The organism is Paraburkholderia silvatlantica (genome assembly GCF_003096715.1).
Taxonomy (GTDB): Bacteria; Pseudomonadota; Gammaproteobacteria; order Burkholderiales; family Burkholderiaceae; genus Paraburkholderia; species Paraburkholderia silvatlantica.
Genome location: NZ_QEOL01000001.1, coordinates 319,878 through 338,425, shown reverse-complemented (window position 1 = coordinate 338,425; position 18,548 = coordinate 319,878). Strand labels below are relative to the sequence as shown.

Below are 18,548 nucleotides of genomic sequence, written 5' to 3'. Positions count from 1 at the left end.
GAACGCTCAGTGTTTTGACACGGGCACCGGTCCAGTTCCGCTTACCGATGCAATGCCGTGCGTCTCGATCGTGTTCAATGCTTCGGCCAGCGCGGCCCCATCGGTCGGGAACGGGTCATCCCAGACCGTGGACGTCCCGGACGCGTCGACGATTTCCAGCACCCAGCCGTCGCGACCGTGATTGCCGGCGCGATAGATATGCACATCGACAGACGTGCCGCCCTGCGTGATGCGCGTAGCCAGAGGGGACAATGCGAGCGGGTGAAACGCCTCGTCCGTTACCCGGCCAAGCGAATCGACAAGGAACCGGTCTTGGGACCCCCTCCCGTGCTGCGTGTCCGGATCCCCGCGCCCGGCCTGCCTGGCAGTCCTGCCTTTCGGCTCCTGGCCTGTCGGGATCATGCCCGGCCGCCCGCCCTGCTCCATCAGTTTGCGACGTTCCTCACACCCGTATCGATGGATATTGAGCGCGGAGGCCGCGAGCTGGAGTACGAACGACCGGCGTTGCTCGACCGTATAGTCCCGCTGCGCCAGATCCCGGTATCCGGAGGCGGTACCGAACAGCAGGATGATATTGAACCACTCGGGGTGTCGCTCAATCAGCGGCTCCCAGGCCGCCCGGTCGACGTCGATGCCCTTGCAATACCCCTCGCACCATTCGTCGAGAACGGGAACTTCCTTGCCTTCCCGCGCGGTCGTGGGCAGCGGGAGCTCGAACAGATCGGGACAGTGATTCAGGGTATCGTTGATGTCGTTCCAGTACTGAAAGATCAGTCCGGTGACCTTGCGTGCCCGACCGGCTGACAGGAACCGGGGTTGACGGGTTGCGTGCCTTGCATCCCAGATCCACGGAAGGATCGTGCCCGGCATGAGCATGTTCGGTCCGGAAATGACGGCGGTCAGAAAGCCGTGCAACATGACGCCATCCATCGCATCGTCGCAAACGGCATTGCCCGAAAGGAATCGCTCGAGGAAATCAAGCTCTTCGTCAGTCAGCGGATCGTTGAGTTCGGGACTGGAATGATCGAAATTCATGGCAGGTCCATGGGTCCGGTGGTCGACCCGATGCGGATTGCCGGTGCGCGCATTGCCGCCGATGTTCAGCGCAATGCCGCGCGTCCGGCAGGCGGGCATTTTGGCGGGCGTCAGGGTGTCGGCATTTTACCCGACGGGGCGATGGGCAAACTGGACGCCGGGGCGGCAGGCGACGAACGTTTTTTCTGCCCTGTCGGCAGCCATTCTGTGAGGGTGCGCCAATCACCATGGCAAGCGCAGGGGCCGGCGCGGGAACGGCACGCGCTGACCGGAACGCTTTCACGGCCGGCCACGCGTAGCTGATGCCCCGCGGGGCGCAGCCGTGCGAGAAGAACTGCGAGCGGTACGGGACCTGCTCACCCCGAGCTCGAGATCATTCATCGCGGCAAGTACAAGTCGCTGACCCGGCGACAACGGCGGTGGCTCAAACGTAGCCACGTGGTGGGCCACCTCAGGTCGGACCACCGGATGGATCGTTGCCAGTTGCAAGGTCAATTGGACGACGCCCTGCATACACTGCCCTGTGCCGCCGGCTATACCTTGCGCTGGCTGTTGCGGGCAATGGGTTCGGCTGGGGCTCATTCAGACGTGCCGCACCGGGCCCGGGTAACGGGCGACCGATTCGTCATGGGTGAGCAGCGTGACGCCTTCGGCGATCGCCTGGGCGACCAGCAGCCGGTCGAACGGGTCGCGGTGGATTGGGGGCAGCCCTTCGAGGGCCATCACGTGCGTGCTGAGCACCGGCAATTCCTCATAGCCGTTGTCGAGCAGGTTCCGGCGCAGCACCCGCGGCTCGACCTGGAAATCGGCGCGGTTCAGGGCGCGCTTGATTGCGATTTCCCACAGGCTGGCGACGCTGAACTGCGGGGTATGGTCCGGGTCCCCGATCAAGGCCCGCGCCCCGGCCGACAGCTCCGCGGCGCCCGCGGCCGCCCACAGCAGCAGATGCGTGTCGAGCAACAGCTTCATGCGTCCTTGCCCTCGAACAGCCCGGCGATCTCATCGGCGCCCATCGTGTCGAAGTCGGCTGGAACCTGAATCTGGCCGGCCATGAAACCGATCCGCCGCTGCTGCGTGACGGCCGGCGCATCGAGGGGCACAACCTTCACGAGCGGCCTGCCGGCCTTCGCGATAATGAATGGTTCGCCGTCGTGGACAGCTTCGTCGACCAGCCGGGAAAGCTGGGTCTTCGCCTCATGGATGTTGTAGGTGTGCATGTCGCGCCTAATAAACTTAGTTCATCGGACTTAGTTTATATGATCCCAGGTGGACTGTCGATGGGATTCTCGTCCATAAAGTTCGACTTCAGGCGAACGTAGGGAAATTTGAACCCATAAACGGGCCGCGTGCTGGCAGTCGTCTCCGTTGGCAGTGAACGGCATGGGCAACAGCCCCTGCGTCGTCCGAAGACAGCGTGGATAGCTGGAAAACCCTTGTGTACACGGCGCCGGCAACCGATTTTCAAGAACGGGAAGCGATCTGACCGTTAGTTGCGTCGAATGGCTTCAGCCACGGGCGCACAGGTTGACATATAAGAAATTATCAATCTTTTAGGGTCGCACCCAAAATAATAATCGCCGATGTCCGGCACGGCTTACGCCACGCGCGATGGCATCGCGGTCGAGCGCAAGGCCCGAATCGCTGCCGGGGATTCTCGGCAGCGTCACGGTAACCGCGATCGCGATGATCGCCATGTCGGCCATGGCTGGCGCCGGCCTTGGCGACATGGCGATTCGCTGCGGCTACGAGCGCTACGAAACCCAGGTGATATCAGTGATCCAGTTGGCGCGCGAGTTTTTCACCCGGCGCCTGGATCACAGGCACTGATGCCCGACGGTAGCCCGTGGCTGTCAGGCCTTCACTATGAAGTCGAGGAGTCCTCTCATGCGCACCGGACCGCCGATCGCAAACCGCGGTCTCCACGCAGAACCCTTGCTGTCACGCACGTAAGAGTCAGCATCCGAATCGAGAATGCCGTAAATCACCTCCGCTACGATACGCCCACCGACCCAACCAAGTTGTGTGAGCGCACCAGCTCCGTTCAGCAGATCGTTCTCTGAGAAGACGCCGCTCGCGCCGCCGGTCACCGTGTCGAGTATCGGTGCCTGAGCTTCGGCCAGAATATAGAACCAGAGCGGCGTATCTGTTTGCAAATCTGGATCGATCGGTGTCCACTTGAAAGCCTGCGACTTGGGGTCGGCATCGTTCTCCGGCCGTTCGTCCGTTTCCAGTCTGACGACGAGCCTGTCTGCGGGAAGCGGCCCGCTGCCCTTTCCGGCCGCCTGAAGCTTCTCGGCCACTGTTTGACCACTTACAAGACGATAGGCGTTGCCGCGCAAAAGATTGAGCAGAGCAAGCGACGGACGATCGGGATTCGGAAGCTTGTTATCAACCTGTTCCTTCGCTTCGCTTGTCGCGGTTGAGCCAGCCACGCCAGGCGGCAACACCGTGAGCGGATCCACCAGCGTCGGGTCGAGCTTGTAGGCGAACTGAAGCCGCACACTCGGATCAGGCGTATCGTCCGCGGCTATCCTGCCGGCATCCCCGATATCCGCGCCTGGATCGCTGTCAGGAAAGAACCGGCCCCAGTCGTCGATGATGTGATGCTGAGGAAGCGGGTCGAAGCCAAGCATGCTGTCAACACTCTGATCAGTCTGATTGCTGGCGGGAAAGATTGAAAGACGTGTCTGGGGGTTAAGACGGTACCCCGTGCGCACGCCAGAATGCCCGTAACGATATGCTGCAGCGACGAACTCGCGCGGCAGATTGTTCCTGATGCCATCCTTATCCGGATAAAGCACGTAGCATTCCTTGCGCTGTTCAAAGCTCAGGCCTTGCAGGTCGTTCAGCACCTCTCCCCGAATGATGCGTGGTAAAAAGTCCTCTACGACAATGCGCTGATATGTCCAGCGCACTTCGGTGCGCGCCGATTCGAAAATATCTCCCGGCACAAGCCAACTGTCTGAATTTTCGCCGCTGAGCAACTCGACGATCTTGTTGTGATACTTGATCATTGCCAGCTGAATCTGGCAGACGATCGAGTTTTCGTCGTTGCGTTTGTCACCAATAATGGCGCGACCGTTTGGAGCGCGCAGCAAGTCCCACGTGGCCGTAACGCTTGCTACGAGGCCGTTCGGATTTGCCTGAAGTTGCGGCTGGCCTGTGCCGCCGTATAGCAGAGTGGCACCATCAGCGGCATACATGAATGGCTGGGCAGCAGGACCATCGCCGTAGATGCAATCAAGATCGAGTCGCGGCGTGCGCAGATTTGTCGGCACGCGACTTTTGTCCTCCAGTGTGAGCGCCGGATCGAGCGATGACGTGCTGTCGAAAGTCAAATCGTGATCGACGAACTGACCAAAGTAGGTATAGCCAGCCGGGAGCCAAAGATTCTCTTCGGGATCGGGCCCGTCTTTCACGGTATCAACAGCGCCTTGCATCAACTTCGACAAGGCCAACAACTTGCTCGCGGGATATATTCCATCCCTCAAGGGGAAAAGATTCGTAAAAGGGATCTGCCTCTGCTGGGTAATGAATCCGTGTCCGTTCCCGTCCATTTCGCCTCCTTATTAAGTAAGCATTGCTATCTAATATTCTGAAAAATCTAAGTAACACATCGCTCCGGTCAGAGCGACGCTACTCTTGGACGTCTGCTTCGGAATTTTTTGGTTCGGAGAATCTCTTCTGTCTGGCAGCCAATCGCCTGATTTGTGCGCAACGGTTCAGGCGCGGTACCGCAACCCAATATAGGTACAGTCGATGTCAAGCGCAAGCGTGTAATCCATATTTGAATCGGTTTCCGATCCATACTTTTAATGCCGACGTGCAGCATCGCAGGTCCTTAAATCGCGCGACATTTGCAAACCGAGTCCAGTTTATTAATTAAATGTAAGGAATCAATGATGAATCGATCACTTAATAAAATTAACTCAGACTTCACTCGAAGCACCATGCTAGTGAATCACATCCACTGACGGCTGTAGATTCTGCATCGCAGTGTGGCAAAGCGCACTGATCAATCAAAAATCCCAAATAACGAGTTCAGTTCGCCCTATCATCCAGCGTAGTCATCTTTCCACAAGCTACCTGCGGAATTCAGATCTCCTAGTGCAGCAAACGTTCATGGGATTCATGAGGTGCCTACGTTGGGCGTTCGGCTCGACGGCAGCTTCTCTGCGGGCGTGTTATTCATGGAGCGTGTCAAACATGTCAGAACAGGACACATCAATTTTCTCATCGGGCGCATCCATTAGTTCCGGTGCTGAATCGAATACGCCGGATCCCGATATCGATCCTTATATCGAAAGAGAACCCGATCCTGAGGCCGGCGTGTTCGACATCGGCCTCGTGCTTGCTGGCGCAATATCTGCTGGAGCATACAGTGCAGGCGTCCTTGACTATCTCGTCGAGGCACTGGACGCCTGGGAGGCCGCCAAAAGTGAAAAGCAGGACGTGCCCATGCACCGCGTGCGGATCCGCGTGATCGCCGGGGCTTCGGCCGGAAGCATGAACGGGGCAATCGCCGCCGTAGCATTGCAGTACGATTTCCATCACGTCCGCTCCGGTGACAACGACAAGTCCAATCCTTTCTACGACGCCTGGGTCAAGCGCATCAGCATCGACAAGTTGCTCGCTGTGCATGACCTCGTCGGAAAGTCGCCAGTGGTCCGCTCGGCGCTCGATTCCACAATCCTGCAATCCATCACCGATGACTCGCTGAATTACAAAGCGAAGGTCAAACATCGCCCATATCTCGACGGCCGCGTCCGTTTCATCTTCACGCAGGGTGGATTGCGCGGCATTCCGTACTTCCTGAATCTAAACGGGAATACGAACGAAGGCCTTGCGATGTCGCTGCACAAGTCGTACAGGAGCTTCTCCATTGGCTTCAATGGCATGCCCATCCGGCGCCGCCCCGACGACATGCCGTTAGCCACCAACATCGGTCAGCCGAAGGCGACCGATGTCGGGTGGGCGAGCCTCGGCAATGCGGCATTGGGCTCGGGCGCATTCCCTATCGGACTTGCACCGCGACTGGAAAAGCGCAACGTCTCGGATCTGAACTGGCGCTACGTGACGGGCGTCGGAAACAAGCCCATATGGCTCACACCTGCATGGGCCTCTACAATTAACGGCGTGACGCCGACTCCGCCTTATCCGTATTTCGACGAATTCGTCGTTGACGGAGGCACAATGGATAACGAGCCGCTTGATCTAGCCAGAGCGGAAATGGCTGGGACTGTCGCGCGCAACGAACGCGACGGCTTACTGGCCAAGCGGGCACTGATCATGATCGATCCATTTGCCGACGCGTTGATCACCGATTTCAATAAACAGGAGTCAGGCAGGAGCGGCAACCTGATCTCGTCAGGCATTGGACTGCTCGGCGCCTGGAAGAATCAGGCCCGATTCAATCCAGTTGACCTTGCGCTCGCGCTGGACGACAGCGTCTTCAGCCGCTTTCTGATTGCTCCGAGCAGAAAGCGCTCCGACGGCACTCGGGATCCGAGCAGCGCTTTCGATCTCGCAAGCGGCGCTTTAGGCGGCTTTGGAGGCTTTCTCGAAGAGGAATATCGTCGCCATGACTATCTTCTGGGGCGTCGAAACTGTCAGCAATTTCTCTCGAATTACTTTACCTTGCCCGCGTCCAATCCTCTTTTCCCCCAAGACCTGATGTTTCGTCAACGCTGGGCGCTCGCAGCGAACCAGGAAATTCCCATCATTCCTGTCGTGGGGACGTTGGCGGATCCCGAACCATTGCCTCCGTGGCCTACTCGTCCCGTCGACCTTAAAGCATTGAGGTCGCAAGCCAACACCCGAATCAAGCGCGTGGTGGACGCATCGCTCGCGATGGCGGGAATCAGCGGATGGAAAAGATGGCTTTCTGGCGTGGGGGTGTGGTTCGTCAAAGGTGAGGTGCTGAATCGCGCGATCGCAGCCGTGCAAAAGGACCTGCAAACTCGCAGCCTTCCGACAGAACCTTCGACGCCCTATATCACCAAGCCATTACCAACCGATAACGATCTCTACCCAGACGCGTGATTGCACTAGCCTGCGCATGGTCCCTGCGCACGCTCACGACAGCGCCTGCGCAGGGACGTCAACCATCCTTCAGACTGGCGAATGCACGCGAGACTACTCAAGAAATTGACCCGCAATGCAGTCATTTAGATAAGTATTATTATCATAATAGTCAAATTTCAAAGATAAACTGGATCAGCGGAAACCGTGCTCCCGGCCATGACTCGATTGCCGAATCAAAAAATCACCGCGCAGGCGTCACGCCTGCGTCATCAACGAAACCGACAATCCGAAAGCTTGACCACTAGAGAAGATTCGCACCGATACACACAAGGTGTGACGTTGCCCGCGAATTTCGTATCCGCTAACCGAGCGTTTATTATGCCGCTTGCTTTCGCTGGGCGGCGTGCCAGTTTTGTTCAAATTGCATCGGACTGACGTAGTTCAACGTCGAGTGCAGACGCCCATGATTGTAGAAGCTCAACCAGTCGATCACCTCGTCCATTGCTTCGCGACGCGTCGCAAAGCGTTGACCGTGAATGCGCGCCTGCTTCAGCGATCCCCACAGGCTCTCGGTCGGCGCGTTGTCCCAACAATTTGCTCGGCGGCTCATCGAACTGCGCATGCCGTAACTCTTGAGCAGGTCCTGGAACTCGGCGCTGCAATACTGGCTCCCACGGTCGCTATGTACGATCAGTCCGGCCTCCGGCCGACGCCGGAACCACGCCATTCGCAACGCGTCAGAAACCAGCTCCGTGCGCATGTGCGGCTTGAGCGACCATCCCACGACCTGACGACTGAACAGGTCCAGGATGACCGTCAGGTACAGCCAGCCCTCGTCGGTCCAGAGATAGGTGATGTCTGTCGTCCAGACCTGATCGGGTTTCGCCGGCGAGAAGTCACGTTGCAGCAGGTTCGGCGCGACCGGCAGATTGTGCTTGCTGTCGGTCGTGGCTTTGAAGCGCCGCTTGGTGCGCGCCTTGATGCCGTGCAGCTTCATGAGCCGCTGAACCCGGTCCTTGCTCACGCGAATGCCTTGCGCAAGCAGCTTTTTCCACACGCGCGGCCAGCCGTACTCGCCTTTGGATTCGGCGTGGACGGCGCGAATGTGGACCAGCAACGCGTCGTTGCTGATGCGTCGGCGCGGCCGATCAGGATCAACGTCGCGGGCCTTACGGTTGTGATAACCGCTGGGACTGACGCCCAGCGCCTGGCAGGCCACGGAAACCGGCCATTGCCGGCTATGTCGTTCGATCCACGCGTACTTCACACCGACCCCTTCGCAAGGTGAGTCGCCCCGGGGAGTTTCACCCCGAGGCGCTCCCAGAACCGTACGTGAGGCTCCCACCTCATACGGCTCCCATTACCCAGCCATTACCCTGACCAAGCGCCAGTGAGTGAACAACCTTGGCTCGACTTCCTTTATCTTGCGTAGCCACTCTACGCTCCGCAGCTTGCGCCGCGCCAGCGTCTTGTACTTGCGCCGGGCCCACCGCCACAGCTTGCTATCGATGTAGCGAAACAAGCCGCGTATTGCCCGTTGATAGAATGCACCGTAGTAGTTCCACCACCCTTGTATGATCAGGTTACAGTGCTCCGCGAGGTCTGCCAACGTAGCTGAGGTGCGCCGATGCAGCCGCCATTCCCGTACCTCCTTTCTCATCCGTTTAAGCGCCTCATTACTCACCGCTGGCAGAAAGCTGGTGAATCGCCGGTTATGTTGAGTGTTAAGCGCTTCCCGAGGCCGAAACGTGAACCCCAGGAACGTAAACTGCACGTTCGGATAAGTGCTGGTCCGGTTGCTATCCCTGCAGTACACAATTTTCGACTTCTCCGGATGCATCGTCAGGCCACACGCCTCCAGTCGTGATGCAATGGACCGCATCACTTCTTCCGCTTGCGCCTGAGTACGGCAGTGAACCACCGCATCGTCGGCGTAGCGCGCAAAGGGGCACTGTGGCCAGGTTCGACCTATCCAGCTATCGAACGCGTAGTGCATGAACAGATTCATCAAGATCGGACTGACCACACCGCCTTGGGGTGTACCCCGCGTGCGGGGCAAACTAGCCCCGTCCGCGGTTTCGAACGGTGCAGTCAGCCACCGCTCGATGTACAGCAAGATCCAGTCTTCCTTGATGTGGTTTCGCACCGCCCTCATCAGCAACGTATGGTCGATCTGGTCGAACGCCGCCTTGATGTCAAACTCAACAACCCAGTCATACTGCCAGCAACGCTTGCGTGTCACCGAGATCGCCTGTTTCGCCGACCTTCTTGGACGATATCCATAGGAATCCTCATGGAATATCGGATCGAGAGCCGGCTCAATCATGAGCTTGACAGCAGTCTGTGCGATTCTGTCAGATACAGTGGGCACGCCCAACTTTCTGGTACCACCCTTGGCCTTGGGGATCTCCACTTGCCTGACCGGCGGCGGGAAGTACGACCCCGACGACATCCGGTTCCAGAGCTTATACAGATTCCCCGACAGGTTTTGCTCGAACATGGCAATGGTTTCATCATCCACGCCCGCAGCACCACCGTTGGCTCTCACCAGTTGATACGCTTCCCAAACCACACGCTTCGCAATGTGATACGGCTTTGCTGATGTCATGTCACTCATCCCCGCTATGCAGGTTGGCGACCTTCGTCAGCCGGATAACGCCGCCCCTTCGCTCCACCTTCATTACAAAGGCTTCAACGCTACTACGGGCGTCTCCGCCCCTCAGCCCGGCATCGGTATTCTTCCTCATGGTGTCAGCCATTTGTCATTTCCCTTCGCATCCGGGGCAAGGTTCTCACGTTCCGTACCAAAGCCTGTGTCGAGTTCATGCCGCCTTTACACCGACTGCCATCGGGTCCGTAAGCAGGTTTCGCCCCGACTGTTCGCGCAGAGCGTACTCGGCCGCGCTTTTGACAGTTCCTTGTAGCACTAACGATGCGTCATCGAACGGTTTGCTTTCGCTCATCTACTCGACACCTACCTGCCGTCCTTCTCGGACGACTTTTCCACGGTCGCTCACCACCACGCCTTTTGGAACGCAGCAGCACCGGGCGGTTTGAAGCCTGCCCCTGCAGGCCGACTTCGGGAGGCCGTCTCCCATCTTTGGTACAGCATCGCAGGCTCACGCCCGCGTTCGTGACACACAGTACGCCGTCGCTTTTCCCAGGATATCGCGCTCCATCTTCACGCGGGCCAGCTCGGCGCGCAGCCGGGCAATTTCCATCTGTTCGGCTGACACCTGTTTGCCCGCCCCATTGAGCTTGCCCGCATCATCGGCCTTGATCCACGCGTTCAACGTTTGCGTACTGATGCCCAGAATCTTCGCCGTCGCCGCCTGGCTCTGGCCGTTACGCACCATGCGCACCGCTTCAATCTTGAACTCCAGCGTGTACCGCGCCCTCGGGTTACCCATTGCTAAATCCTCCGTTGCTGAAGTTTTACACACTCTCAGTAACGGATACGTTTTTCGAAGGCAAGGTCAGTGACGGGCACGACAACACTGCGGGGATCGTCCTTCGAGAATGACCAACAACGAATGGAGATCGACCATGCTGCAGATACACCGTCTAATGACTTCTGGGATCATCGCTTTTGCACTGACGAATTACGCAAATGCCGCCGTCGACCTGATCGCAACCGGCCAGTTGAGCGGGACGATCGGCGATCGCTCCACGCAAACAGCTGCCCCGCTTGAAAACGGCGTGGCGGGCAACCTGCTCGGTGGTCTCGGTTCGGGTATAGCCTATGCAGGTTGCGAAACCTTCCTCGCCGTGCCCGATCGTGGACCCAATGCCGTCTCGTACAACGCCGCGGTAGACGACACCGTCTCTTATATCAACCGTTTCCAGACCTTGCGCCTGCGCCTAAGGCCCGCGGCCACGGGCTCGGCACTTCCCTTCACGCTCAGTCCCGAGCTGCGCGCCACCACGCTCCTGCATACGGACGAGGCACTCGTCTACGGAAGTGGCTCTGCGCAGAGCCTGCCCAACGGCGCGCCAGCGCTCAACGCTCGCGAGCACACGCGTTACTTCACAGGCCGCTCCGACAACTTCGCGGCCGCGCACCTTTCGACCTGGCCGCTCGACGCGCGCCTCGACCCCGAGAGCATCCGCGCGAGCAACGACGGCGAGAGCGTCTATATCTCCGACGAGTACGGCCCGTACATCTATCGCTTCGACCGCCACACCGGCCGCCGGATCGATGTCATCAAGGTGCCCGATTCGTTCGCCGTGTCCACGTTGAGTCCTGTCGGTAGTACGGAAATCAGCGCAAACACCTCAGGTCGTGTCGCGAACAAGGGCATGGAAGGCCTCGCCATCTCGCCGGATGGCAAGACGCTCTTCGGCGCGATGCAGAGTCCCTTGCTTCAGGACGGAGGAACCAGTGGCGCCTATACGCGCATCCTGCGGATCGACCTTCGTACGGGCAAGTCGCAGCAGTTCGCCTATCCGCTCAGCAACATCGGCACCGCAGCGAAGCCGAAGTATCCGACCATCAGCGATGTCGTCGCCGTGAACGACCACCAACTGCTGATGGACGAGCGTGACGGCAATGGCCTCGGCGACGACTCGACGGCCTCATTCAAGAAGGTCTTTCTCGTCGATCTCGACCATGCGCAGGACGTGAGCCAGGCGAGCGGTGCGGCGGGACTGGCGCCCTATGCGCTGGTCAAGACGCTCTTCCTCGACGTGGTCTCGGCGTTGACCTCGCACGGTTTTGCGACGGCCGATATTCCGGCGAAGCTCGAAGGTCTCGCGTTCGGCGAAGACGTCACCGTGAATGGCCAGCGCCAACACACGCTCGTGATCGCGAACGACAACGATTTTCTCGGCACGATTACCGACACCCATCACCCGAATGGCATCGCGAATCCGAACCAGTTCTTCGTGTTCGCGTTTTCATCGACCGACTTGCCGGGATTCGCGCCGCAGGATCTGCGCAAACGCACCTGCGACGCCGGCCGCGACGACAATCACAACAACAACGACCAGGGCCACGGCCACTGAAGCATCGCCCGCGCCTGCTGCGGGCGGATAGCGCAGGCTCGGCCCCAAAAGCAAAAGTACCCATGGTTTTCTATCCATTGGGAGCCAGGTGGTTGCTGGAATCAGCGATATAGCCATTTCTCTAACGTGATGCGAAGAACCACACTCGTCAACGCGCTGGGCAGATCACCGTCATCCGGAATGGGCCGCCGTTCGCCGCTGCATAAGCGACTGCTTCGTTCGCATCGTCGAGAGCGAAAGTCGTCACATCGAAATGACCCAGTTGCAGCAGCCCACCTCGAATCAAACCTGTCATCAACGTCACGGCTTGCGTCGGATACATCCACTTACCCCGCAACGTGATGTCGTTGCGCATGATCCACGGATAGGGGAGTTCGAGGCCTGCGCCGCCCAGCATGCCGACACCGCCCATCAGGACCACGCGCCCATACGGGCGAACCGCCATCACCGCGGCACGCACCGTTGTCGCCGGAACCGAAGGCGGCATCAGGTCCATCACGCAGTCGATGGGTCCAGGCGCTGCCCGTTGCATGCGTTCGCGATCCGTTGCTTCGTCGCCGGACAGTAAAACGGTTCGCACGCGCTCGCCGAATCTGCGCGCCAGGTCCTCGAGTGCCTGTGCGTTGCGGCCGGGCGCGACTACGCAGCGCGCGCCCATCGCGAGCGCGACCGCGACGCACGCGCTTCCGAAGTTGCCAGTCGCACCGCTCACGAGCAGGATCTCGCCCGCCCGCAGATCGGACGCGAGCAGCCCGCCATAAGGCACGAGCAGCGTATTGAGCGCGCACCATCGCGCGGCGTCAGCCGGATCGATAGCGCCGATCGGCACCGCGTTTTCGGTCGGCACGCGTATCTGTTCCGCGAACGGTCCGTCATGAAAATAGCGCTGCAGTTGATTGCCGCCTTCACCTCGCGCGCTCCAGCCCTGCAATACGATATCGGGCATCAGCGCATCGTCGCGAGAACGCACGGTCGGATCGCAGAACACCCAGTCGCCCGTTTGCAGATGCGTCGCATCCGGGCCGATAGTGCGCACCCGCCCAATCGCGCCGCACCCAGGCACGATGGGCAGCTCGATCGGATAGCGGCGCTCTCCGCTGAACACCTCCTTCGCATACGACAATACCGGCGCGGCAACCACATCCACGATGACCTCGCCGGTCCCCGCAGAAGGATCCGGCATCTGTTCGATCGAGAGCGGCGCGTTGAGCGTCTTCAGAATGGCAGCTTTCATGGCGCTTCCAGAAAGGGAGATGAACCAGGGAGATGAACCAGGGCGATGAAGGGAGACGAGCCGATTCTGGCAGGCTTAGAATGGGCAACAAGGCCCGCTGCGATCCCAGGATTGCGCAGTCCCACCCTGCCACCCTACCCGACATGAAGCGAACACGATGACCGCCACGACGCGAACCCAATTCGGCGATTTTCTGCGTTCCCGGCGCAAGAAACTGAGCCCCGATGACGTCGGCCTCAACGGCGGCAGGCGCCGCCGCACGCCGGGCCTTCGGCGTGAGGAAGTCGCGGAACTCGCGGGCATCGGTGTGGACTGGTATATCCGGCTCGAACAGGGGCGCGCGGTCGGTCCTTCGGAGGCGACGCTCGACGCGCTTGCCGAAGCGCTGCGGCTCGACAAGGCCGAAGCCGCTCATTTGCGCGCGCTCGCGCATCGCAGCGAGCCGCGCGCCTTCGCCCGCGAGAGCGTGCCGCCCACCCTCGCGCGGATCGTCGCCAGTCTTGCTCTGCCGGCCTACGTGACCGGCCGGCGCTGGGACATCCTCGCGTGCAATGCGGCCGCCTCGGATCTGCTTGGTTTCGATCGCCTCGCCGCGCAAGACCGCAACATCATGATCTACATGTTCATCGAACCCGAAGCACGGCGGCTCTTTGGCGCGCGCTGGGCCGATGAAGCCCGACGCATGATCGCGCTGTTTCGCACGAGCCACGACCTCCATGCGGGCGATCCTGCGTTCGTCGAACTGGTGGAACGCCTTAGTTCGAGCAGCGAGGAGTTCGCGAAATGGTGGAGTGCACACGACGTGCGCAGCGGCGCGTCGGGTCAGAAGGTCTTTGCGCACGCGAGGCACGGCATGCAACGCTACGAGTACGCAACGTTTCAGGCGAACGACGATCCGGCGCTTAAGCTCGCGATCTATACGCCGGTCGACGCGGATGTCGTGTAGCGCAGGCGGCAACAGGCAGGTGGTGTTCCGGAAACTATCGGCCGGACCGATTGCGCACAAGAAGGCATCGTGACACGTGAGGTTTTCGCGGAGGTTCCACCGCGTGTCGAATACTCGTTGACCGAATTCGGAAAAACGCTCGCGCCCGTGCTTGAGGCAATGAAGAAATGGGACGACGCCTGCCTCGAGCGACTGGAGCAATCAGCGTCTTGCTAACCGCGCTCGTCGAGGCTCGCTTATCGGCGCTGAAACGTCGTTTGTGGCTCGACTATGGGCTACTGTATCGCGCTATAGTCCGTCGGCAAGCACCGTTCGGTGTCGCCGCTACGGTGCCATTGCAAAGACCGCTTCGCTTCGACACCGGCCCTATGCACGCTGAGGGTGGCCTATAGCAACGGCACGGATGGGAACAGTGGCGGCAGCCCGAGTTCCCGCCGATGTTCATTAGCGTAGCGCGAGCGTCGTGTCCTTCGCGTTGAGCGCTGCTTCAAACAGAGATTTGCCCGGGCCTGCCAACCACGCGTCGAAGCTCAGCAGCGGTCCGAACGTGCTCGTCAAGGACGCGATATCGGCATTGCCGGCCAGCCGGCCATCGTCAAACAGAGCGGCGAGGCGGCCGAGGAACGCGTTTTCCCGCAACAGGCTGTCAGGAAAGCGGTGATAAGTTATGGGCTTGCCTGCGGCACGACTTAGGCTGTCCTGGAGACTCGCGCCAGTTACGGTATCGCCGGCAATCTCGATTGTCTGGTTTGCGAACCGGTTGGGGTCGCCGAAAATGGTGGCCACAATCATCCCGATATCTTGCGTCGCGATCACCTGGCCATTCTGGTCAGGCCTCACGAATGACGTGAAGATGCCTTTGTCAAGACCCATACCAGGCAACATCAGCAATTCCATAAATCCGGCTGGACGCACGATTGTGTGGAATATGCCAATGGATTGGATATATGCCTCGATCTCGGCCTTGCTGTCGAAATGTCCCATGCCGGTCTTCGTGGAGCCGGCAGCATTAACCGACGTGTAAACGAGATGCTGAACTCCGGCGTTCATGGCAATCTCGGCAATGGTCTTACCGTAGCGAACTTCGTCTGCGTCGGAGACACCGTATACGGCCCCTTGCCCGGAACTCGGCTGGACGCTGAAGACGCCATAGACGCCGGTCATGGCTGTTTTCAGCGAGGTGACATCGGAGAAGTCGCCCTGACTCAACTCCACTCCCGAAGCTGCAAGCGTTTGCGCCCTCACGCTATCGGGGTTCCGAACGAGCGCGCGAACGTGCCATCCTTTCTCCAGCAGCGAAGACGCAACGGCCCCGCCTTGTTGACCTGTTGCGCCGAAAACAAGGATGCGCTTGTTCCCGGAAGTGTTTTGCGTACGGCTACTCGTTGTATGTTCGTTGTGATATGCCATGACTGCGCTCCGTTGAGTTGAGGGTTTCATGGTATAGAAGTTATACTTGAACGCAATTAGGCACCTGGAACCAACCAGGTATCACGGAGTATCCTCGGCCATGCCAGCGTTATCGCAGGAAGCGCTTGAACTGAACCGCCTCGTGCTCGAGGAGATCACGAGCAAGTGGACACTGCTCGTGCTAGGACATTTGTGCGGAGGCCCGATGCGCTTCAACGCTTTACGGCGCGCCAACGACGGCATCACGCAACGCGCCTTGACGCAATGCCTGCGTCGTCTCGAAGCCAGTGGGTTCGTCAAGCGATCGGTGGTCTGCACGGCGCCCGTCGCGGTGATGTACGAGATTTCGCCACTGGGTCGTTCACTGGAACCGCATTTGCGGGCGCTGTTGCAATGGGTGGACGAGAATCGTGATGCAATCAAGGCGTCGCAGTGCGCGTTCGCCGCACAAGGCCCAGGAGACGCACTCAATCAGACGCTGGGGGCCGTGTCGCGATAACGAAGAGGGAGCGGACCTTCTCAAGGCAATGCCCTGGACAACGCAACAAACTATTTTCCAGCGGGTACCCGAGCTTCGACGATCAGAGATCTCAACGACACACTTGTCTTTGTTCGCGGCGTGCAGGCGGGCAGTTTCACGGCGACGGCTAATGCCTTGCAGATTCCGAAGACGACCGTGAGCAGGCGCGTTCGCGCGCGCCAGCGGTTGGACAAGGTGAAAGACTATCGGCGGCACCAGATCCTCAATGAGAAGTCTCGTCGTGCAGCAAAGCCTCGGCATGAGGCACCGCCCACACGAGCGCAGAAATTCGCGCGTCCTCGCCCCCCCCATGAGTGAATGCCGGCAACCTGATTGTCCTGGAAGACTGGGCGGCGACCTCTGCTTTAGTCGCCGCCGTTTGCGCTCACGGCAATGTGATCTTGCGGGTGAATTCGGCCGTCACGTTGGCACTCGTGGCGACGCCGAATAACGGGTAAATAGTTTTAGGTCCACTAGCGGCCAGACCCATGTAATCGCCGAGGAAATGGCCACCCGCTACGGGTGCGTTAAGGATGTTGAACGAGGCGTCAGTCAGTTTCCGTTCGTTCCCCCAATTGGCGGAGTTTGTGCACGCAGTGGCGGTCGAGCAGAACACCGCGAAATAGTCGCTGCCCTCGAAGCCCACAGGCGTGTTCGTGTCGTTACGAAAGTCGTAGTAGGTCACCACGATCGTATTGCCGTCGCCCGACGGCACTATCGCCGGAATATAAGCCTGCTGACGGCAGGGGTTCGTACCGTTTGGCGGCGTCTTGTTGATCATCACGGGTGTTGACCAGGTCGCCCCACCGTCATCCGACTCGCTGAAGACGATCCCGACGATCGGAATCGATCCGGTGGGTGTGGTGCAGGTCCCGGACGAAAAGCGGTCGTCCTGCCAGGCAAGATAGATAGCCCCCTTGACCGGGTTCACAGCGACACTGTAGAGAATGGAGGCGTCGCGTATCGGCTGACCGCTGTCAGGCGTCACCACGCCGGTGACCACGCCGCCGACCGTATGAATATCGTTGGTGAACGTCGGCCCCGACCAGCTCGCGCCTTTGTCCGTCGACTTGATATAGCCGATGCTCAGGGGCGATGGCGTGACGTTGATCGCGGTGAAGAAGTCGAGCAGGGTTCCATCAGGCAGCACGCGCACCATGTTGTCGATTGTCTGCGCGTTCGTGCCCGGCTGGTAGATCGGTACGGCTGTGCTCCACGTCACGCCATTGTCGGTGGACCGTGAGAAGAAGCTCGGGCCGGTGAAACTAAATTTGGAGAAGGGGGCACCGCCCGCGCACGGCGGCGTCCCACATGTCGAAGAAAGGCCCGCCAACTGGCGCGCGATCTCGACACCGTCATTTTGCGCGAGCAGTTGGGCGCCTTCCTTCGTTGGCGGGAACACGCTCAACTGATCCCAGACCGCATAGACGTATTTGTTAGCGGTCGGATCCGCAGTGAGCGAGTTCTTGTCATTGAGCACGTGCGGCGAGTTGGTGCGGATCAGCGTAACGGGAGGCTGCCACGTCGCACCGTGGTCAGCGGAGCGGCTGACCAGCATCCCGCTATTTCGGGTTCCGAAAGGAGTTGTCGGCTGCGCGGGGTCCAGTACCAGAGAGAAGAAGAAGGCCGTTCCGTCTTGCGCAAAATCTACCCAGGGATCGGAAGCTCGCCGGAATTTGCCTCCGGTGCACGCAGTCACGCCGGACGGAATCGAATTCGACCAGGTGCTGCCCGCATCGCTGGAGACGACACCGACTAGCCCGCGTGATCCGCCGTCGATCCAGCGATCCTGCTGGTGGCCGACGAGGAGGCGAGACGGGTCGGTCGGATCGACCGCAATCCATGGCTCGATTGAGGTCGCAGGATACAGGACGCTGCCGAATGCCGACTGCTGCGCATTCACCTTGTCTGCCGTGCATCCGCTAAATGGGTCGCCCGCAGCTACCTGTACTAGCGAACCCAGCGTTTGCGCATGTGCGCTTGGGTCGATCAAGCACGCCAACGCAATGACGCAACCGCCTGCCATGCCATTGAAAGTTGATCGGGATAAGCGCCTGATATTGATTTTCATTCTGAGCCTCGCGAAAAGGGGAAAGCGCCTGTGCATTGCCCACCGCAAAACCAACGCTTGCTGCCGCCCACCAGGACATGCAGCGATGCATCTCCCAGAACACACTAGGTCGCGATAGCAGGATTTGTGTGAAAATTTCATTGCGGATGCCGGTTCATCGCACGGCGCCCCCGTTGCGATTGGCGTGGTACGAGGATTGCAGAACAACCGTCAAACATGTATGCGCTTGCAGAAGCATGCCACTTGATATTTACAGGGCATACTTTTCGAAAGCGCTTTTCTGGTATTGCAACGAGCCCCTTTC

At 59.6% G+C, this 18,548-nt stretch carries 14 protein-coding genes and 4 pseudogenes; 8 read left to right on the top strand and 10 right to left on the bottom strand.

The features are described 5' to 3' along the window. Positions 1-6: 6 nt before the first annotated feature. Positions 7-1,035, bottom strand: a complete 1,029-nt coding sequence (locus tag C7411_RS01595) for a YecA/YgfB family protein (RefSeq protein WP_110382811.1) — start codon at positions 1,033-1,035, stop codon at positions 7-9. On the opposite strand from C7411_RS01595, the gene C7411_RS36875 reads away from it, so the two are divergent. Together C7411_RS36875 and C7411_RS37975 are read left to right on the top strand one after the other, a co-directional pair. Further along, positions 1,021-1,338 carry a hypothetical protein gene (locus C7411_RS36875; protein WP_133253603.1) on the top strand — a complete coding sequence of 106 codons (318 nt, stop codon included), beginning with the start codon at positions 1,021-1,023 and terminating at the stop codon, positions 1,336-1,338. The genes C7411_RS01595 and C7411_RS36875 overlap by 15 nt on opposite strands. Positions 1,339-1,401: 63 nt before the next feature. Continuing rightward, a pseudogene (locus C7411_RS37975) lies at positions 1,402-1,593 on the top strand (IS5/IS1182 family transposase); the annotation flags it as partial. Positions 1,594-1,617: 24 nt separating this feature from the next. On the opposite strand, the gene C7411_RS01590 reads toward C7411_RS37975, so the two are convergent. Both C7411_RS01590 and C7411_RS01585 read right to left on the bottom strand, forming a co-directional pair. Continuing rightward, a complete protein-coding gene (locus C7411_RS01590; RefSeq protein ID WP_110382810.1) occupies positions 1,618-2,004 on the bottom strand; it encodes a type II toxin-antitoxin system VapC family toxin in 387 nt (128 codons plus the stop codon). After that, on the bottom strand, positions 2,001-2,252 hold the full coding sequence (locus tag C7411_RS01585; protein ID WP_110382809.1) for a type II toxin-antitoxin system Phd/YefM family antitoxin: 252 nt from the start codon (positions 2,250-2,252) through the stop codon (positions 2,001-2,003). Before C7411_RS01585 ends, C7411_RS01590 begins: the two co-directional genes overlap by 4 nt. A 415-nt stretch (positions 2,253-2,667) precedes the next feature. On the opposite strand from C7411_RS01585, the pseudogene C7411_RS01580 reads away from it, so the two are divergent. After that, positions 2,668-2,862: pseudogene (locus C7411_RS01580) on the top strand (ABC transporter permease); the annotation flags it as partial. Positions 2,863-2,885: 23 nt separating this feature from the next. Here the strand turns inward: C7411_RS01580 and C7411_RS01575 are convergent. Then, a complete protein-coding gene (locus tag C7411_RS01575) occupies positions 2,886-4,592 on the bottom strand; it encodes a peroxidase family protein (RefSeq protein WP_110382808.1) in 1,707 nt (568 codons plus the stop codon). 649 nt (positions 4,593-5,241) lie between these two features. Between C7411_RS01575 and C7411_RS01570 the strand changes: the two genes are divergently transcribed. Then, complete coding sequence (locus tag C7411_RS01570; protein WP_221206496.1) at positions 5,242-7,077, top strand: patatin-like phospholipase family protein; 1,836 nt, start codon at positions 5,242-5,244, stop codon at positions 7,075-7,077. Positions 7,078-7,435: 358 nt separating this feature from the next. On the opposite strand, the pseudogene C7411_RS01565 reads toward C7411_RS01570, so the two are convergent. From C7411_RS01565 to C7411_RS01555, 3 genes and pseudogenes are all read right to left on the bottom strand, one after another. Next, positions 7,436-8,341: pseudogene (locus C7411_RS01565) on the bottom strand (IS3 family transposase); the annotation flags it as partial. A gap of 78 nt (positions 8,342-8,419) precedes the next feature. Next, positions 8,420-9,667: a group II intron reverse transcriptase/maturase gene (gene ltrA, locus C7411_RS01560; RefSeq protein ID WP_207786517.1), complete on the bottom strand. Its 1,248-nt coding sequence runs from the start codon at positions 9,665-9,667 to the stop codon at positions 8,420-8,422. 544 nt (positions 9,668-10,211) lie between these two features. Then, positions 10,212-10,469: pseudogene (locus C7411_RS01555) on the bottom strand (transposase); the annotation flags it as partial. Between the two features lie 136 nt (positions 10,470-10,605). Between C7411_RS01555 and C7411_RS01550 the strand changes: the two are divergent. Further along, positions 10,606-12,063 carry an esterase-like activity of phytase family protein gene (locus tag C7411_RS01550; RefSeq protein WP_110382806.1) on the top strand — a complete coding sequence of 486 codons (1,458 nt, stop codon included), beginning with the start codon at positions 10,606-10,608 and terminating at the stop codon, positions 12,061-12,063. Positions 12,064-12,211: 148 nt separating this feature from the next. Here C7411_RS01550 and C7411_RS01545 read toward each other — a convergent pair whose 3' ends face one another. Then, positions 12,212-13,297 carry a zinc-binding dehydrogenase gene (locus tag C7411_RS01545; protein ID WP_110382805.1) on the bottom strand — a complete coding sequence of 362 codons (1,086 nt, stop codon included), beginning with the start codon at positions 13,295-13,297 and terminating at the stop codon, positions 12,212-12,214. Positions 13,298-13,454: 157 nt separating this feature from the next. Here C7411_RS01545 and C7411_RS01540 point away from each other — a divergent pair, with 157 nt between their 5' ends. Then, on the top strand, positions 13,455-14,243 hold the full coding sequence (locus C7411_RS01540) for a helix-turn-helix transcriptional regulator (protein WP_110382804.1): 789 nt from the start codon (positions 13,455-13,457) through the stop codon (positions 14,241-14,243). Between the two features lie 69 nt (positions 14,244-14,312). Continuing rightward, a complete protein-coding gene (locus tag C7411_RS01535) occupies positions 14,313-14,459 on the top strand; it encodes a winged helix-turn-helix transcriptional regulator (protein WP_279306228.1) in 147 nt (48 codons plus the stop codon). Between the two features lie 228 nt (positions 14,460-14,687). Here the strand turns inward: C7411_RS01535 and C7411_RS01530 are convergent, their stop codons facing one another. Continuing rightward, a complete protein-coding gene (locus tag C7411_RS01530) occupies positions 14,688-15,653 on the bottom strand; it encodes an NmrA/HSCARG family protein (RefSeq protein WP_110382802.1) in 966 nt (321 codons plus the stop codon). Between the two features lie 100 nt (positions 15,654-15,753). On the opposite strand from C7411_RS01530, the gene C7411_RS01525 reads away from it, so the two are divergent. After that, complete coding sequence (locus C7411_RS01525) at positions 15,754-16,152, top strand: winged helix-turn-helix transcriptional regulator (RefSeq protein ID WP_110382801.1); 399 nt, start codon at positions 15,754-15,756, stop codon at positions 16,150-16,152. Positions 16,153-16,558: 406 nt separating this feature from the next. Here the strand turns inward: C7411_RS01525 and C7411_RS01515 are convergent, their stop codons facing one another. Next, positions 16,559-18,244 carry a sialidase family protein gene (locus C7411_RS01515; RefSeq protein WP_110382957.1) on the bottom strand — a complete coding sequence of 562 codons (1,686 nt, stop codon included), beginning with the start codon at positions 18,242-18,244 and terminating at the stop codon, positions 16,559-16,561. Between the last annotated feature and the right edge of the window lie 304 nt (positions 18,245-18,548).

Bases quoted from the DNA above. Each gene is read 5' to 3' on its own strand.
- C7411_RS01515 (WP_110382957.1), bottom strand. From the start codon at position 18,244: ATGAAAATCAATATCAGGCGCTTATCCCGATCAACTTTCAATGGCATG.
- C7411_RS01585 (WP_110382809.1), bottom strand. From the start codon at position 2,252: ATGCACACCTACAACATCCATGAGGCGAAGACCCAGCTTTCCCGGCTG.
- C7411_RS01550 (WP_110382806.1), top strand. From the start codon at position 10,606: ATGCTGCAGATACACCGTCTAATGACTTCTGGGATCATCGCTTTTGCA.
- C7411_RS01570 (WP_221206496.1), top strand. From the start codon at position 5,242: ATGTCAGAACAGGACACATCAATTTTCTCATCGGGCGCATCCATTAGT.
- C7411_RS01540 (WP_110382804.1), top strand. From the start codon at position 13,455: ATGACCGCCACGACGCGAACCCAATTCGGCGATTTTCTGCGTTCCCGG.
- C7411_RS01590 (WP_110382810.1), bottom strand. From the start codon at position 2,004: ATGAAGCTGTTGCTCGACACGCATCTGCTGCTGTGGGCGGCCGCGGGC.
- C7411_RS01575 (WP_110382808.1), bottom strand. From the start codon at position 4,592: ATGGACGGGAACGGACACGGATTCATTACCCAGCAGAGGCAGATCCCT.
- C7411_RS01530 (WP_110382802.1), bottom strand. From the start codon at position 15,653: ATGGCATATCACAACGAACATACAACGAGTAGCCGTACGCAAAACACT.
- C7411_RS01595 (WP_110382811.1), bottom strand. From the start codon at position 1,035: ATGAATTTCGATCATTCCAGTCCCGAACTCAACGATCCGCTGACTGAC.
- C7411_RS01525 (WP_110382801.1), top strand. From the start codon at position 15,754: ATGCCAGCGTTATCGCAGGAAGCGCTTGAACTGAACCGCCTCGTGCTC.
- ltrA (WP_207786517.1), bottom strand. From the start codon at position 9,667: ATGACATCAGCAAAGCCGTATCACATTGCGAAGCGTGTGGTTTGGGAA.
- C7411_RS36875 (WP_133253603.1), top strand. From the start codon at position 1,021: ATGATCGAAATTCATGGCAGGTCCATGGGTCCGGTGGTCGACCCGATG.
- C7411_RS01545 (WP_110382805.1), bottom strand. From the start codon at position 13,297: ATGAAAGCTGCCATTCTGAAGACGCTCAACGCGCCGCTCTCGATCGAA.